Origin of the sequence: Pseudomonas sp. NY15181 (assembly GCF_048068055.1) — a bacterium.
In the GTDB taxonomy this organism is placed as follows: Bacteria; Pseudomonadota; Gammaproteobacteria; order Pseudomonadales; family Pseudomonadaceae; genus Pseudomonas.
Map to the genome: position 1 here is coordinate 47,040 of NZ_JBLUPT010000018.1, position 15,136 is coordinate 62,175.

Below are 15,136 nucleotides of genomic sequence, written 5' to 3' on the forward strand. Positions count from 1 at the left end.
ACAGGATGCACAGGCGCCACGTATTGCTCGGGATGTGCGCGCTGCCGCTGCTGGCAGCGGCGGTGGAGGGCGACCCGATGCCCTCGGTAATGTGGGACTACCACCACAAGCGGCTGCTGAACGGCGAGCCCTATGTCTTTGACGAGCGCGTCAAGCTGGGAGTCCCGCCGTTCGCCGAAGATTCCCGGCAGGTGCCGGTGGAAGTGGACGCCCGCGCACTGCCGGGTCGCTTCGACCGCCTGCTGCTGTGGGCCGAGCTGAACCCGATTCCCCATGTGCTGACGCTCTATCCTGGCGAGCACCTGGAACCGCTGCTGGCGGTGCGCATCCGCATCGAGCAGGCCACGCCGATCCGCGCCGCGCTGCGGGACGAGAAGGGTGTCTGGCACGTCGGTTCGGCCTGGATCGATGCTGCCGGTGGCGGCTGCACCGCACCCAGCGTGGTGCGTGCGCAACCGGGCTGGGAAGACCGACTCGGTCAGGTGCATGGCGGCGCTTACCCCAGGGGCGAGTACAGCCGCGTGCGCCTGTCGGTGTCGCACCCGATGGACAACGGCCTGGTCGGCGGCATCCCCGAGTTCTACCTCGACCACGCCGAGTTGCGCGGGCCGGGTGGGGAAGTCTTCGCGCGACTGGATCTGTTCCCGGCGGTGAGCGAGAACCCCACCTTCACCTTCGAGGTGCGCGGCCATCCGCACACCGAACTCTGGCTGCACGACAACAACGGCAACCAATTCCAGGCCGCTCTGCGCTGACGCCGCACTGCGCTAACGAGGTGCCCATGCGTTTCCTCCTGATCGCCCTGGCCTGCCTGTGCCTGCCGGCACTGGCCGACCTGCAGTACCACCTTCAACCCAGGCGTATCGCCGACGGCACCTGGCTGGTGGAAGGCAGCACCGACAACTTCGGCAAGGACAATGGCGGCGCCATCGTCAACGTCGCCTTCATCGACACCGGCGACGGCGTGCTGGTGATCGATACCGGTCCTTCGCGGCGCTACGGCGAAGCCCTGCGGGCGCTGATCCAGCAGACCACCGGCAAGCCAGTGAAGCGCGTGCTGCTGACCCATCATCATCCCGACCATGTGCTGGGCAACCAGGCTTTCACCGACGTGCCCATCGGCGCGCTGGCCGGCACCAGCAAGCTGCTAAAAGAGCAGGGCAACGCCATGGCGGAGAACATGTACCGCCTGGTGGGGGACTGGATGCGCGGTACGGAAGTGGTGCTGCCCACCGAGGCGGTGGAGCCGGGTACATTCCAGATGGGCAGCCACCGATTCCGCCTGGTGGGATTGCGCGGGCATACCGGTGCGGACCTGGCCATCCTCGACGAGACCACCGGCGTGCTGTTCGCTGGCGATATCGTGTTCTACCAGCGTGCGCTGACCACGCCGAACAGTCCGGGGCTGGACGTGTGGCTGGGTGATCTCGACACCTTGCAGAAGCTTCCGTGGAAGCTGATCGTCCCTGGCCACGGTCCCATCGCCACGGATGCCGCGCCATTCGCACAGATGCGTGATTACCTCGGTTGGCTGGACAGCGTGATGCGCGACGGTATTGCCCAGGGCGCGGACATGAACGACCTGTTGCGTACGCCGATCCCCGATCGTTTCGCCGGGGTCAGCCTGACGCGCTATGAGCTGATCCGCAGCGTCAGCCATCTCTATCCGCGGTATGAGCAGAAGGCTTTGCCGCGGGTTGACGAGCCGTAAAGCGTTCTCGGATGTTCCGGCGCACGGGCCATGCCCTCACCCCAACCTCTCCCGGAGGGAGAGGGGGCTGTCTGGAGCCGCCTTGCTGATGGGCGCTCCGACCCGATCTTGTTGTAGGAGCGAGCTTGCTCGCGAACCTTCCAGCAGGATGAACTCCTGTGTCCGCCCTTCGCGCCGAACGGCTCCCTCTCCCTCTGGGAGAGGGTTGGGGTGAGGGTCGCCGAGCTCATCCAGGCACCATGACCGCCGGTCAATCCGGTTCGCGAGCAAGCTCGCTCCAACAAGGGGACATCCACCCTCTGCGCTCCTACGCAAGTCCCGAATTTCGTGCCGCGCAGCCCGGTATTGCTACCAAGGAACTAGAAAATTCGGCACTGCGTTCAATTGTTGGCGCTGAGGCCCAAACCAAGAATCTGCGACAGACCGGGAAACTTTCCCGGGCACAACAACAATCGCAGAGGCGCACGCCATGAGACAGCTTCAACCTTTCGCCCGCACCGTGCTGTTCACCGCCATCAGCCTGGCCACCCTGGGCGCCCACGCCGGGGTTACCGACCAGGACATCAGTGATTCCGCCAAGCGCACCGACCAGGTCGTGGTCAACGGCATCAACCAGCAGGGCCAGCGTTTCAGCCCGCTGAACACGTTGAACAGCGACAACGTGAAGGAACTGCGGCCGGTGTGGGCGCTGTCCTTCGGCGGCGAGAAGCAGCGCGGCCAGCAGGCGCAACCGCTGATCAAGGACGGCGTGATGTACGTCACCGCCTCCTACTCGCGGGTCTTCGCGGTGGATGCGCGCACCGGGCGCAAACTGTGGCAGTACGATGCGCGCCTGCCCGACGGCATCATGCCCTGCTGTGACGTGATCAACCGCGGCGTGGCCCTGTACGGCGATCTGGTGATCTTCGGCACCCTCGACGCCAAGCTGGTCGCCCTGAACAAGGACACCGGCAAGGTGGTGTGGAAGAAGACCGTGGCCGACTACAAGGCCGGTTATTCCATCTCCGCCGCGCCGCTGATCGCCAAGGGCAAGCTGATCACCGGCGTGGCCGGCGGCGAGTTCGGCGTGGTCGGCAAGATCGAGGCCTATAACCCCACCAACGGCGAGCTGCTGTGGAGCCGGCCGACCGTGGAAGGCCACATGGGCTACGTCTACAAGGACGGCAAAGCCGTGGAGAACGGCATCTCCGGCGGCGAGGCAGGCAAGACCTGGCCGGGCGACCTGTGGAAGACCGGCGGCGCCGCGCCCTGGCTGGGCGGCTACTACGACCCGAGCACCGACTCGCTGTTCATCGGCACCGGCAACCCGTCGCCGTGGAACTCGCACCTGCGCCCGGGCGACAACCTGTTCTCCTCGTCGCGCCTGGCGCTGAACCCGGAGGACGGCTCGATCAAGTGGCACTTCCAGACCACCCCGCACGACGGCTGGGACTTCGACGGCGTGAACGAGCTGGTGTCCTTCGACTACAAGGACGGCGGCAAGACCGTGCAGGCCGCCGCCACCGCCGACCGCAACGGCTTCTTCTACGTGCTGGACCGCACCAACGGCAAGTTCATCCGTGGCTTCCCCTTCGTCGACAAGGTGACCTGGGCCAAGGGGCTGGATAAAGACGGCCGTCCGGTCTACGACGACGCCCACCGCCCGGGCGCGCCGGGGCAGGGCACCGAGAAGGGTTCGTCCGTGTTCGTCTCGCCGTCCTTCCTTGGCGGCAAGAACTGGATGCCCATGGCCTACAGCCAGGACACCGGGTTGTTCTACGTGCCGTCCAACGAGTGGGGCATGGACATGTGGAACGAGAACATCGCCTACAAGAAAGGCGCGGCGTACCTCGGCGCGGGCTTCACCATCAAGCCGCTGAACGAGAAGTACATCGGCGTGCTGCGTGCCATCGACCCGAAGACCGGCAAGCAGGTCTGGCGCTACGAGAACTACGCGCCGCTGTGGGGCGGCGTACTGGCGACCCACGGCAACCTGGTGTTCACCGGCAACCCCGAGGGCTACCTGATGGCGTTCGACGCCAAGTCGGGCAAGAAGCTCTACGAGTTCAACACCGGCTCGGGTGTGATCGCTTCGCCCATCACCTGGGAAATGGACGGCGAGCAGTACGTGACCGTGCTGTCCGGCTGGGGGGGCGCGGTGCCGCTGTGGGGTGGCGAGGTGGCCAAGCGGATCAAGGACCTGGACCAGGGCGGGATGATCTGGACCTTCAAGCTGCCGAAGGATCTGGTGGCGAAGAAGTGATGTTGCTGTGAGGTGAGCAGGGGGCCGGCCGTTGAGTCGGCCCTTTGTTTTTGAAGCGTCTGTTGGCGCAGCTGGCGCAATGCGCCGGAGTGTTCCGGTTGGAACGGATTTCGCCGCGAAGTCCCCCGCGGCGGAATCCGTACTGCCAGGAATGCACTTGGATAAGTCGCAGGTTGTAGGGCCACCTTCGGCGTCGTTCTGCATCTACTACCAAATGAGTAACCCACCGCTCCCATGGGTGCATTCCGGGCAGGGAAGGGCGCTGCCTAAGATCGCTCCATCACCTGGCCGATGGAGGCCGGGACCTGACAGGAGAGCATCCCCATGATCTACGCCCCACCCGGAACCCCCGGTGCCGTCGTCACCCTCAAGCCGCGCTACGGCAACTACATCGGCGGCGAGTTCGTCGCCCCGGTGCTGGGCCAGTACTTCAGCAACACCTCGCCGGTGAACGGCGAAGTCATCGCCGAATTCCCGCGTTCCACCGCCGAAGACATCGAGCGCGCACTGGACGCCGCCCACGCCGCCGCCGATGCCTGGGGCCGCACCTCGGTGCAGGACCGCGCGCTGATCCTGCTGAAGATCGCCGACCGCATCGAACAGAACCTGGAGCAGCTCGCCGTCGCCGAGACCTGGGACAACGGCAAGGCCGTGCGCGAAACCCTGAACGCCGACGTGCCGCTGGCCGCCGACCACTTCCGTTACTACGCCGGCTGCATCCGCGCCCAGGAAGGCGGCGCCGCCGAGATCAACGAGAACACCGTCGCCTACCACATCCACGAACCGCTGGGCGTGGTCGGGCAGATCATCCCGTGGAACTTCCCGCTGCTGATGGCCGCGTGGAAACTCGCCCCGGCGCTGGCCGCTGGCAACTGCGTGGTGATCAAGCCGGCCGAGCAGACTCCGCTGTCGATCATGCTGCTGGCCGAGATCGTCGGCGACCTGCTGCCGCCGGGCGTGCTGAACATCGTCCAGGGCTTCGGCAAGGAAGCGGGACAGGCGCTGGCCACCAGCAAGCGCATCGCCAAGATCGCCTTTACAGGCTCGACCCCGGTCGGTTCGCACATCCTCCATTGCGCGGCGGAGAACATCATCCCGTCCACCGTCGAGCTGGGCGGCAAGAGCCCGAACATCTTCTTCGAGGACATCATGCAGGCCGAGCCGGCCTTCATCGAGAAAGCCGCCGAGGGCCTGGTGCTGGCCTTCTTCAACCAGGGCGAGGTGTGCACCTGCCCGTCGCGGGCGCTGGTGCAGGAGTCGATCTTCGAGCCGTTCATGGCCGAGGTGATGAAGAAGATCAAGGCGATCAAGCGCGGCAACCCGCTGGACACCGAAACCATGGTCGGCGCCCAGGCTTCGCAGCAGCAGTACGAGAAGATCCTGTCCTACCTCGACATCGCCCAGAACGAAGGCGCCGAGTTGCTCGCCGGTGGTTCCAGCGAGCGCCTGGCCGGTGACCTGGCCAGCGGTTACTACATCCAGCCGACCCTGCTCAAAGGCCACAACGGCATGCGCGTGTTCCAGGAGGAAATCTTCGGCCCGGTGGTGGGCGTGACCACCTTCAAGGACGAAGCCGAAGCCCTGGCCATCGCCAACGACACCGAGTTCGGCCTCGGCGCCGGCGTCTGGACCCGCGACATCAACCGCGCCTGGCGCATGGGTCGTGGCATCCAGTCCGGCCGCGTGTGGACCAACTGCTACCACCTGTACCCGGCGCACGCTGCCTTCGGTGGCTACAAGAAGTCCGGCGTCGGTCGCGAAACCCACAAGATGATGCTCGACCACTACCAGCAGACCAAGAACCTGCTGGTGAGCTACGACATCAACCCGCTGGGCTTCTTCTGATCCCCGGCTGATCCGAGCAGCACGCCGGCGAGCCTTCCCCCCATCGGGCTCGCCGGTTCCCACCTCCGGTGTGCCCGCCGGCCGGGCATCCCTTGTCTCGACGCGCCCGTTCGGGCGGCCGTCCGCTTCCGTGCCCACTTCCTCGGGCGACGGTCTTCGTCGAACGCGACCCCGGTCGCGTTTTCTTTTTTCTCGATGACGCTTTGTTCGCGAGCAAGCTCGCTCCTACGAAAAGCACCGTGTCGCCCTCTGTAGGAGCGAGCTTGCTCGCGAACCGCCGGGTTTCAGGGCCCCCGAAGTCGATCAAGGCGGCTGCGGCGGACTATGGTTTAACGGCGTACCACCGCGAACGGTTGTATGCCCTACGCGGCGGGGCCCGCACTCACTACCAAATCAGGGGGGAATCTCCTTCGAAAGTATCATTCGGCCTCTCTGCCCCTGGTGATTAACTCGACCTACCGGAACAACCGGTGCGATGCCCGAAAGACATCCCTAAAACAAGAGGACAGACCCATGTGGACCAAGCCTAGCTTCACCGACCTGCGCCTTGGCTTCGAAGTGACCCTGTACTTCGCCAACCGCTGATCCACTCGGCCCCGGTCCGCCGGGGCCCCTGCCCACGGGGCACTGTCATGCACATCCGAATTCTCGGGTCGGCCGCCGGTGGCGGCTTTCCCCAGTGGAACTGCAACTGCCGCAACTGCCACGGCGTACGCGACGGCAGCGTGATCGCGCAGCCGCGCACCCAGTCGTCCATCGCGCTGTCCGACGATGGCGAGAACTGGATTCTCTGCAATGCCTCGCCCGACATCCGCGCCCAGCTGGCGTCCTTCCCGGCGCTGCAGCCGGCGCGGCGGCTGCGCGATTCGGCGATTGCCGCCATCGTCCTGCTGGACAGCCAGATCGACCACACCACCGGCCTGCTCAGTCTGCGCGAAGGCTGCCCGCACGAGGTGTGGTGCACCGAGATGGTCCACCAGGACCTGTCCACCGGCTTTCCGCTGTTCCCCATGCTGTCGCACTGGAATGGAGGGCTGAAGCACAACCTCATTGCGCTGGATGCCGAGCCTTTCAGCATCCCCGCCTGCCCGGGCCTGCGCATCACCGCCATCGCCCTGCGCAGCAGCGCGCCGCCGTATTCGCCGCACCGGGGCAACCCGCATCCGGGCGACAACATCGGCCTGTTCGTCGAGGACCTCTCCACCGGCGGGAAGCTGTTCTACGCACCCGGCCTGGGCCAGGTGGACGACGATCTGCTGCACTGGATGCGCCGCGCCGATTGCCTGCTGGTGGACGGCACGCTCTGGCGCGACGACGAGATGCGCGTCTGTGAGGTGGGCGACAAGCTCGGCAGCGAGATGGGCCACCTGGCCCAGAGCGGCCCCGGCGGCATGATCGAAGTACTCGACGACATCGCTGGGCCACGCAAGGTGCTCATCCACATCAACAACACCAATCCCATCCTCGACATCGCCTCGCCCGAACGCGCCGAACTGGACGCGCACGGCATCGAGGTCGCGTTCGATGCCATGAACATCTTCCTTTAAAAGGGGAGCCGCGATGACCCGCGAAGCCATGAGCCCCGCCGATTTCGAGCAGGCGCTGCGCGCCAAGGGCGCCTGCTACCACATCTTCCACCCGTACCACGTGGCCATGTACGAAGGCCGCGCCACCCGCGAGCAGATCCAGGGCTGGGTGGCCAACCGTTTCTACTACCAGGTGAACATCCCGCTCAAGGATGCGGCGATCCTCGCCAATTGCCCGGACCGCGACGTGCGCCGCGAGTGGCTGCAGCGCATTCTCGACCACGACGGTGCGCCCGGCGAGGAGGGCGGCATCGAGGCCTGGCTGCGCCTGGCCGAAGCCGTGGGGCTGGACCGCGAACAGGTGCTGTCCCAGGAACTGGTGCTGCCCGGCGTGCGCTTCGCGGTGGACGCCTACGTCAACTTCGCCCGCCGCGCCAGCTGGCAGGAAGCGGCCAGCAGCTCGCTCACCGAGCTGTTCGCCCCGCAGATCCACCAGTCGCGCCTGGACAGCTGGCCGCAGCACTACCCGTGGATCGACGCCACCGGCTACGACTACTTCCGCAAGCGCCTGTCCCAGGCGCGCCGCGACGTCGAGCACGGCCTGCGCATCACCCTGGAACACTACCGCACCCGCGAGGCCCAGGAGCGCATGCTGGAAATCCTGCAATTCAAGCTCGACGTGCTCTGGAGCATGCTCGACGCGATGAGCATGGCCTATGAACTGGAGCGCCCGCCGTACCACACGGTGACGACCGAGCGCGTATGGCACAGGGGGTTGCTGTGATGAGTCTGCCTTCGCTGGACAGCGTGCCGGCATTGCGCCGGGGCTTCCGCCTGCAATTCGAGCCGGCCCAGGGCTGCCACGTGCTGCTCTATCCTGAAGGGATGGTGAAGCTCAACGACAGCGCCGGGGCGATCCTTGGCCGTGTCGACGGGCAAGCCGACGTCGCCGGCATCATCGACGGCCTGCGCGCCGATTTCCCCGGCGTGCCGGGCATCGACGAAGACATCCTGGCATTCCTCGAGGTGGCCCATGCTCAATTCTGGATCGAGCTGCGCTGAGGCGCCGGTGGGCCCGCCGCTCTGGCTACTGGCCGAGCTGACCTACCGCTGCCCGCTGCAGTGTCCGTACTGCTCCAACCCGCTGGACTTCGCCAAGAGCGGCGAGGAACTGAGCACCGCCCAGTGGATCGAGGTGTTCCGCCAGGCCCGCGAGCTGGGCGCGGCGCAGCTGGGCTTTTCCGGCGGCGAGCCGCTGGTGCGCCAGGACCTCGCCGAGCTGATCGCCGCCGCGCGCGGGCTGGGCTTCTACACCAACCTGATCACCTCCGGCATCGGGCTCAACGAGCAGCGCCTGAAGGAGTTCGCCGATGCGGGGCTGGACCATATCCAGATCAGCTTCCAGGCCGCCGACGAGGAGGTGAACAATCTGCTCGCCGGCTCGCGCAAGGCCTTCGCCCAGAAGCTCGCCATGGCCCGCGCGGTGAAAGCCCACGGTTATCCGATGGTGCTCAACTTCGTCACCCACCGGCACAACATCGACAAGATCGACCGCATCATCGAGCTGTGCATTGAACTGGAGGCCGACTTCGTCGAGCTCGCCACCTGCCAGTTCTACGGCTGGGCCGAGCTGAACCGCGCCGGGCTCCTGCCGACCCGCGAGCAACTGCAACGCGCCGAACGCATCACCGCCGAGTATCGCGAGCGCCTGGCCGCCGAAGGCAACCCGTGCAAGCTGATCTTCGTGGTGCCCGATTACTACGAGGAGCGCCCCAAGGCCTGCATGGGCGGCTGGGGCAGCGTGTTCCTCGACGTCACGCCGGACGGCACCGCGCTGCCATGCCACAGCGCGCGGCAACTGCCGGTGAAATTCCCCAATGTGCGCGAGCACAGCCTGCAGCACATCTGGTACGAGTCGTTCGGCTTCAACCGATTCCGGGGCGATTCGTGGATGCCCGAGCCGTGCCGCTCCTGCGACGAGAAGGAACGCGACTTCGGCGGCTGCCGCTGCCAGGCCTTCATGCTCACCGGCGATGCCGAGGCAACCGATCCGGTGTGCGCGAAGTCCGCCCATCACGGGATGATCCTCGACGCCCGCCGCGAGGCCGAGGAGGCGCCGTTGGCCCTGGACCAACTGACCTGGCGCAACGAGCGCGCCTCGCAGCTGATCTGCAAGGCCTGAGCGTGGAACGCGACGACTGGAGCGCCGAACGCGCGGTAGCCGCCGCCGGGGACTTCGCCGAGCTGCACGTTGCCCACGGCGGCCTGCTTTGGGCCGCCTTCGACCCCGCCAGCGCACGCTGCCGGCTGTTCCTGCGCCGTGAAGGGCAGACCCGCGAGCTGACTCCGCCCGGCGCTTCGGTGCGCAGCCGTGTCTACGAGTATGGCGGCGGCTCCTGCTGCGCCACGGGCGACGGCGTGGCCTGGGTGGAAGAGGGTGACCAGCAGGTGCGCTGGCTGCGCCTGGGGGGCGAGCCCCGGCCGATCACCCGGCGCGACGACTGCCGCTACGGCGATCTGCACTACGTCGCCGCCTGGAACGCGCTGCTGGCGGTGGAGGAGGAGGGTGGTGCGCGCCACCGTATCGTTCGCCTGGATGCCGACGGGCGCCGCCGGGTGATTGCCGAGGGCGCGGACTTCTATGCTTCGCCCGTTGCCGACAGCCGAGCCGAGCGCATCGCCTGGGTGGAATGGGATCGCCCGCATCAGCCGTGGACGCGGACCCGCCTGTGCGAAGCCTTCGCCGGCGAGCAACGTTGCCTCGCCGGGCAGTCCGGCCACGAATCCATCCAGCAGCCGCGGTTTGCCGGGAACGGTCAACTGCACTGGCTGAGCGACCGCGATGGCTACTGGCAGCCGTACCACGAAGGGCAGGGTGCCTTGCCGGTTGCGGCGGCGGACCACGCCAGCGCGCCCTGGCAACTGGGCGGGTGCACCTTCCTGCCGCTGGCCGGCGGCAGTCTGCTGGCTACCCGTTACGAAGAAGGGCGTGGCGCGCTGGTGCTCTACGACGGGCGTGGCGGTGAACGCCGGTTGGCCCCGGAGTACAGCCGCTTCCGTTGCCTGGCGGCGGATGAGCGCCACTTCTATTGCATCGCCGCCGCGCCGGACCGCTTGCCGACGCTACTGGCGATCCGCCGGGTGGATGGCTCAACCCAGGTGCTGGCTGGCGGCGAGCAACCGCTGGCGGAAGCCAACCTGTCCCGTGGCGAAGCCTTCCACTACGCGGTGGGTGAGGATGAGTGCGGCCATGGTTTCTTCTATCCGCCCCACGGGAACGAAACCACGCCGCCGCTGGTGGTGTTCCTGCACGGCGGCCCGACCTCGGCCAGCTATCCGGTGTTCGACGGGCGCATCCAGTTCTGGACCCGCCGAGGCTTTGCCGTGGCCGATATCAATTACCGGGGCAGCAGCGGCTACGGACGCGCCTACCGTGAACGCCTGCACCTGGGCTGGGGGCAGGTGGAAGTGGAAGACATCGGCGCGGCGCTGGACTTCCTCGCCCAGGCTGGGCGCATCGACCGCCAACGGGTTTTCGTGCGCGGTTCCAGCGCCGGTGGCTACAGCGCGCTGATGGCCCTGGCGCGCCTGCCGGGTCTGCGTGGCGGCGCCAGTCTCTATGGCGTGAGCGATCCGCAGGCACTGGCGCGGGTGACCCACAAGTTCGAGGCGGATTACCTGGACTGGCTGATCGGCGACCCGCAACAGGATGCCGAGCGCTACCGCGAGCGCACGCCAGTGCTGCTGGCCGCGCATATCCACGCCCCGGTGATCTTCTTCCAGGGCGAGCTGGACGCGGTGGTGGTGCCGGCGCAGACCGACGCCATGGTCGAAAGCCTGCGCCAGCGTGGCGTACCGGTGGAAGTGCATCGATACGCCGGGGAGCGTCACGGCTTCCGCCAGGGCGCCAATCTCGCCCATGCGCTGGAGGCGGAGTGGCGTTTCTACCAGGCGCTGCTGGCTGTCTGAACCGTCTGCCAAGGTCGCATTGCAATACCTGACGGATGCAGTAGGCTGCCGGAAATATCCCATAACAATAACGACAGAGCCCCCGATGTCCCACGAGCTCAGCCAACTGCGCAAATTCGTCTCGCCTGAAATCATTTTCGGTGCCGGATGCCGGCACAATGTCGCCAATTACGTGAAAACCTTCGGCGCCCGCAAGGTCCTGGTGGTGTCGGACCCCGGTGTACTCGCCGCCGGCTGGGTCGCCGACATCGAGGCCAGCCTGGCCGCCCAGGACATTCCCTTCTGCCGCTACACCGACGTTTCGCCCAACCCGCGCGTGGAAGAGGTGATGCGCGGCGCCGACTTCTACCGCAGCCAGGGCTGCAACGTGATTGTCGCGGTCGGCGGCGGCAGCCCCATGGACTGCGCCAAGGGCATCGGCATCGTCGCCGCCCACGGGCGCAACATCCTCGAGTTCGAAGGCGTGGACACCCTGCGCGTGCCCAGCCCGCCGCTGATCCTGATCCCGACCACCGCCGGCACATCGGCGGACGTTTCGCAGTTCGTGATCATCTCCAACCAGGACGAGCGGATGAAGTTCTCCATCGTCAGCAAGGCGGTGGTGCCCGACGTGTCGCTGATCGACCCGGAAACCACCCTGACCATGGACCCGTTCCTCTCCGCCTGCACCGGCATCGACGCCCTGGTGCACGCCATCGAAGCCTTCGTCTCCACTGGCCACGGCCCACTCACCGACCCCCACGCCCTGGAGGCGATGCGCCTGATCAACGGCAACCTGGTGCAGATGATCGCCAACCCGGCGGACATCGCCCTGCGCGAGAAAATCATGCTGGGCAGCATGCAGGCGGGGCTGGCGTTCTCCAATGCCATCCTTGGGGCGGTGCACGCGATGTCTCACAGCCTCGGCGGCTACCTCGATCTGCCGCACGGGCTGTGCAACGCGGTGCTGGTGGAGCACGTGGTGGCGTTCAACTACAGCGCCGCGCCGGAGCGCTTCAAGGTGATCGCCGAGACCTTCGGCATCGACTGCCGTGGCATGACCCACGCGCAGATCCGCCAGCGATTGGTGGAGCACCTGATCGCCTTCAAGAATGCCGTGGGCTTCCACGAGAGCCTCGGCCTGCACGGCGTGGGCAGCTCGGACATTCCCTTCCTGTCGCGCCACGCGATGCAGGACCCGTGCATCCTCACCAACCCTCGCGAGTCCAGCCTGCGCGATGTCGAGGTGGTGTATGGCGAGGCCCTCTGACGAGCAGCAGCAACAGGCCCTGGCCGGGCTGCTCGGGCTGGGCAGCCACTCCGCGCGCAAGAGCCATTATCCCGAACTGGTGGCGCGCCTGGACGAGCTGGAAACCGAGCGCAACCGCTATAAATGGCTGTTCGAGAACGCCGTCCACGGCATCTTCCAGGCCAGCCTGAGCCAGGGCCTGCGCGCCGCCAACCCGGCCCTGGCGCATATGCTCGGCTACGAAGACCCGCAGCAGGTGCTGTGGAATCTGCAGGACATGGCCAGCCAGCTGTTCGTCGGCGGGGAGGGCGAGATGCGCCGCATCCGCACCTTGCTGCGCGAGCAGGGCGGGCTGTTCGGCTACGAGACGCGCCTGCGCCGACGCGACGGCAGCCACGTCGACGTATTGATGAACCTGTTGCTGAAACCGGACGAAGAAGGGCTGGTGGAAGGCTTCGTCGCCGACATCACCGAACGCGTCCAGGCCCAGCAGCGCCTGCAGAGCCTCAACGAGGAGCTGGAACAGCGCGTCACCACCCGCACCCGCGAATTGGAGACGCTCAACCAGCAACTGCGCGAGGCTCGCGACGCGGCCGAGGCGGCCAACCTGTCCAAGGACAAGTACCTGGCGGCGGCCAGCCACGACCTGCTGCAACCCCTGAATGCCGCGCGCCTGCTGCTCTCGACCCTGCGCGAGCGGCAACTTCCGACATCCGAGCGGCAACTGGTGGAGCGCACCCATCAGGCGCTGGAAGGCGCGGAAAACCTGCTCAGCGACCTGCTGGAAATCTCCCGCCTGGACCAGAGCGCGATCCGCGCCGAGCCGGAATCTCTGAACCTCGACGAACTGCTCGGCCCGCTGGCCTCGGAGTTCGACAGCGTGGCGCGTGCCTCCGGCCTGCAACTGCGCGCGCGCATTCCCGACCTGCGCGTACGCACCGACGCCCACCTGGTCTCGCGCATCCTGCGTAACTTCCTCAGCAACGCCTGCCGCTACACCCAGCGCGGCGGCGTGCTGTTGGCGGCACGTCGACGCGGCGACAGCGTGCGCCTGGAGGTCTGGGACACCGGGCGGGGGATTCCCGCGGACCAACTGCAGGCGATCTTCCGCGAGTTCAACCAGCTCGATGTCGGCCGTGCCGCCGAGCGCCAGGGCGTCGGCCTGGGCCTGGCGATCGTCGATCGCATCGCCGGCCTGCTGGGCTGCACGGTCGAGGTGCGTTCGACCCTGGGGCGCGGCTCGCTGTTCGCCATCGAAGTCCCTCTGGCTGGCGATCTGCCGGTCCATCAACCCGCACCCAGTACGCCTCGCCCCGGTATCGGCGACCCGCTGCCGGGCAGACGCCTCCTGGTGATCGACAATGAAGAGGCCATTCTCTACAGCATGTCCGCACTGCTGGGCCAATGGGGCTGCGACATCCTGACGGCGACGGACCTGGAATCCGCCGTGGCCACCCTGGATTCCAGGGCGCCGGACATCATCGTCGCCGACTACCACCTGGACTACGGCCTCACCGGCTGCCAGGTCGTGAAGGCGTTGCGCGAGAAGTTCGCGATCCATATCCCCGCGGTGATGATCACCGCCGACCGCAGCGACGAGTGCCGGCGGGCACTGCAACGGCTGGACATCCCGCTGCTGAACAAGCCGGTACGCCCGGGGAAGCTGAGGGCGGTGCTGAGTTCGTTGCTGCAAGGGTAGGGGGAGGGCGCACGGAACCTGCCGCCCAAGCTGCTCTACCAACAGTTCGGTAATCCGGCCGTTCGTTGTGGATGAAACTGGATTACTGCAAACGACGCACCGGCAAGGAGCGCTGGCTGCAACCAGGAGATCGGCATGAAAGCGCTACTGCCGTTGCTCAGCGTCAGCTTTCAGCGAAGGCCGTTGCCACGCGTGCACGGCATCTTTTTGAGTGATTCGAGAGCAGAGGTCTTAATCATTACTGGAAGGCTTCTTCATGACCGTTGGCGGTAATGAAGAAGCCATTTCCGCCCCGAAGCAGACACTGATTCATCTGGCGCGTGCCCCCCTGGTGGGCCGTATTCCGCCATCATCCTACGCATTCGTGCCCCTTCCTTTTCTCCGGCAACCTCTCTCCCTCCTTCTTTTTTATACAACCTGCATTTATTCGTAACGTACGGTGTTACCGATTGCTACGAAAAGGTGCAGGGCAGCCCCTTTCTAGTGCATGGCTCTGAAGGCAGGTAGTGGGGCTATTCGACCCTCTGACTTGCCATTAATTGAAATTAAATTCAAACCAATCAATAGGTTAATTGCATTATCAATGATCTCCGGGAGCGCTCGAACCGGATTGGCCTCCTGTTTGCTTATACTTGTGCATACAAGCTTATACATGACGATTCCAAGCGCCTCTCCTTACAGCCAGAACCTTTCAACGAATTGCCCGAAGCCGCCCTGAGCTTCCCGAGCCTGAGCTACCGATGGAGCCTCCCGTGACCAAATTCCGCGACGTCGAAATCCGCGCCCCGCGCGGCAACCAGCTGACTGCCAAGAGCTGGCTCACCGAAGCCCCGCTGCGCATGCTGATGAACAACCTCGACCCGGAGGTGGCTGAAAACCCGAAGGAGCTGGTGGTGTACGGCGGCATCGGCCGCGC

General features: G+C 66.1%; 13 protein-coding genes. All 13 read left to right on the forward strand.

Features of this window, described 5'->3' with window-relative positions:
- The first annotated feature begins 5 nt into the window (after window positions 1–5).
- Window positions 6–755 (forward strand): quinoprotein dehydrogenase-associated SoxYZ-like carrier, encoded by a 750-nt coding sequence (locus ACNFBT_RS26645; protein ID WP_416753770.1) that lies wholly within the window; start codon window positions 6–8, stop codon window positions 753–755.
- A 26-nt stretch (window positions 756–781) separates the two neighbouring features.
- Window positions 782–1,711 (forward strand): quinoprotein relay system zinc metallohydrolase 1, encoded by a 930-nt coding sequence (locus ACNFBT_RS26650; RefSeq protein WP_416753772.1) that lies wholly within the window; start codon window positions 782–784, stop codon window positions 1,709–1,711.
- A 469-nt stretch (window positions 1,712–2,180) separates the two neighbouring features.
- Entirely contained in the window at window positions 2,181–3,953 is a 1,773-nt protein-coding gene (locus ACNFBT_RS26655; RefSeq protein ID WP_416753774.1) for a methanol/ethanol family PQQ-dependent dehydrogenase, read from the forward strand.
- Window positions 3,954–4,277: 324 nt separating this feature from the next.
- The gene (locus ACNFBT_RS26660) at window positions 4,278–5,798 is read left to right on the forward strand and encodes an aldehyde dehydrogenase family protein (protein WP_416753776.1); all 1,521 of its coding nucleotides are present in this window, start codon (window positions 4,278–4,280) and stop codon (window positions 5,796–5,798) included.
- A 513-nt stretch (window positions 5,799–6,311) separates the two neighbouring features.
- Entirely contained in the window at window positions 6,312–6,383 is a 72-nt protein-coding gene (gene pqqA, locus ACNFBT_RS26665; RefSeq protein WP_003106462.1) for a pyrroloquinoline quinone precursor peptide PqqA, read from the forward strand.
- 47 nt (window positions 6,384–6,430) lie between these two features.
- Entirely contained in the window at window positions 6,431–7,345 is a 915-nt protein-coding gene (gene pqqB, locus ACNFBT_RS26670) for a pyrroloquinoline quinone biosynthesis protein PqqB (RefSeq protein ID WP_416753778.1), read from the forward strand.
- Window positions 7,346–7,358: 13 nt separating this feature from the next.
- Window positions 7,359–8,108, forward strand: coding sequence for a pyrroloquinoline-quinone synthase PqqC (pqqC, locus tag ACNFBT_RS26675; protein WP_416753780.1), 750 nt, complete (start codon window positions 7,359–7,361; stop codon window positions 8,106–8,108).
- Window positions 8,108–8,386 (forward strand): pyrroloquinoline quinone biosynthesis peptide chaperone PqqD, encoded by a 279-nt coding sequence (gene pqqD / locus ACNFBT_RS26680; protein ID WP_017518379.1) that lies wholly within the window; start codon window positions 8,108–8,110, stop codon window positions 8,384–8,386. The genes pqqC and pqqD overlap by 1 nt, the downstream gene beginning before the upstream one ends.
- Complete coding sequence (gene pqqE, locus ACNFBT_RS26685) at window positions 8,358–9,506, forward strand: pyrroloquinoline quinone biosynthesis protein PqqE (RefSeq protein ID WP_416753782.1); 1,149 nt, start codon at window positions 8,358–8,360, stop codon at window positions 9,504–9,506. Before pqqD ends, pqqE begins: the two co-directional genes overlap by 29 nt.
- A 2-nt stretch (window positions 9,507–9,508) precedes the next feature.
- The gene (locus ACNFBT_RS26690; RefSeq protein ID WP_416753784.1) at window positions 9,509–11,293 is read left to right on the forward strand and encodes an alpha/beta hydrolase family protein; all 1,785 of its coding nucleotides are present in this window, start codon (window positions 9,509–9,511) and stop codon (window positions 11,291–11,293) included.
- Window positions 11,294–11,378: 85 nt separating this feature from the next.
- Window positions 11,379–12,542: an alcohol dehydrogenase-like regulatory protein ErcA gene (gene ercA, locus ACNFBT_RS26695; protein ID WP_416753786.1), complete on the forward strand. Its 1,164-nt coding sequence runs from the start codon at window positions 11,379–11,381 to the stop codon at window positions 12,540–12,542.
- Entirely contained in the window at window positions 12,526–14,220 is a 1,695-nt protein-coding gene (locus ACNFBT_RS26700; RefSeq protein WP_416753787.1) for a NahK/ErcS family hybrid sensor histidine kinase/response regulator, read from the forward strand. The genes ercA and ACNFBT_RS26700 overlap by 17 nt, the downstream gene beginning before the upstream one ends.
- 740 nt (window positions 14,221–14,960) lie before the next feature.
- Window positions 14,961–15,136, forward strand: a 176-nt coding sequence (locus tag ACNFBT_RS26705) for a hypothetical protein (protein WP_416753791.1), incomplete at its 3' end; no start/stop codon positions are given.

Coding starts and splice junctions, on each gene's coding strand:
- ACNFBT_RS26650 (WP_416753772.1), top strand. CDS start 782: ATGCGTTTCCTCCTGATCGCCCTGGCCTGCCTGTGCCTGCCGGCACTG.
- ACNFBT_RS26655 (WP_416753774.1), top strand. CDS start 2,181: ATGAGACAGCTTCAACCTTTCGCCCGCACCGTGCTGTTCACCGCCATC.
- pqqB (WP_416753778.1), top strand. CDS start 6,431: ATGCACATCCGAATTCTCGGGTCGGCCGCCGGTGGCGGCTTTCCCCAG.
- ACNFBT_RS26660 (WP_416753776.1), top strand. CDS start 4,278: ATGATCTACGCCCCACCCGGAACCCCCGGTGCCGTCGTCACCCTCAAG.
- pqqD (WP_017518379.1), top strand. CDS start 8,108: ATGAGTCTGCCTTCGCTGGACAGCGTGCCGGCATTGCGCCGGGGCTTC.
- ACNFBT_RS26700 (WP_416753787.1), top strand. CDS start 12,526: ATGGCGAGGCCCTCTGACGAGCAGCAGCAACAGGCCCTGGCCGGGCTG.
- ACNFBT_RS26645 (WP_416753770.1), top strand. CDS start 6: ATGCACAGGCGCCACGTATTGCTCGGGATGTGCGCGCTGCCGCTGCTG.
- pqqC (WP_416753780.1), top strand. CDS start 7,359: ATGACCCGCGAAGCCATGAGCCCCGCCGATTTCGAGCAGGCGCTGCGC.
- pqqE (WP_416753782.1), top strand. CDS start 8,358: ATGCTCAATTCTGGATCGAGCTGCGCTGAGGCGCCGGTGGGCCCGCCG.
- ercA (WP_416753786.1), top strand. CDS start 11,379: ATGTCCCACGAGCTCAGCCAACTGCGCAAATTCGTCTCGCCTGAAATC.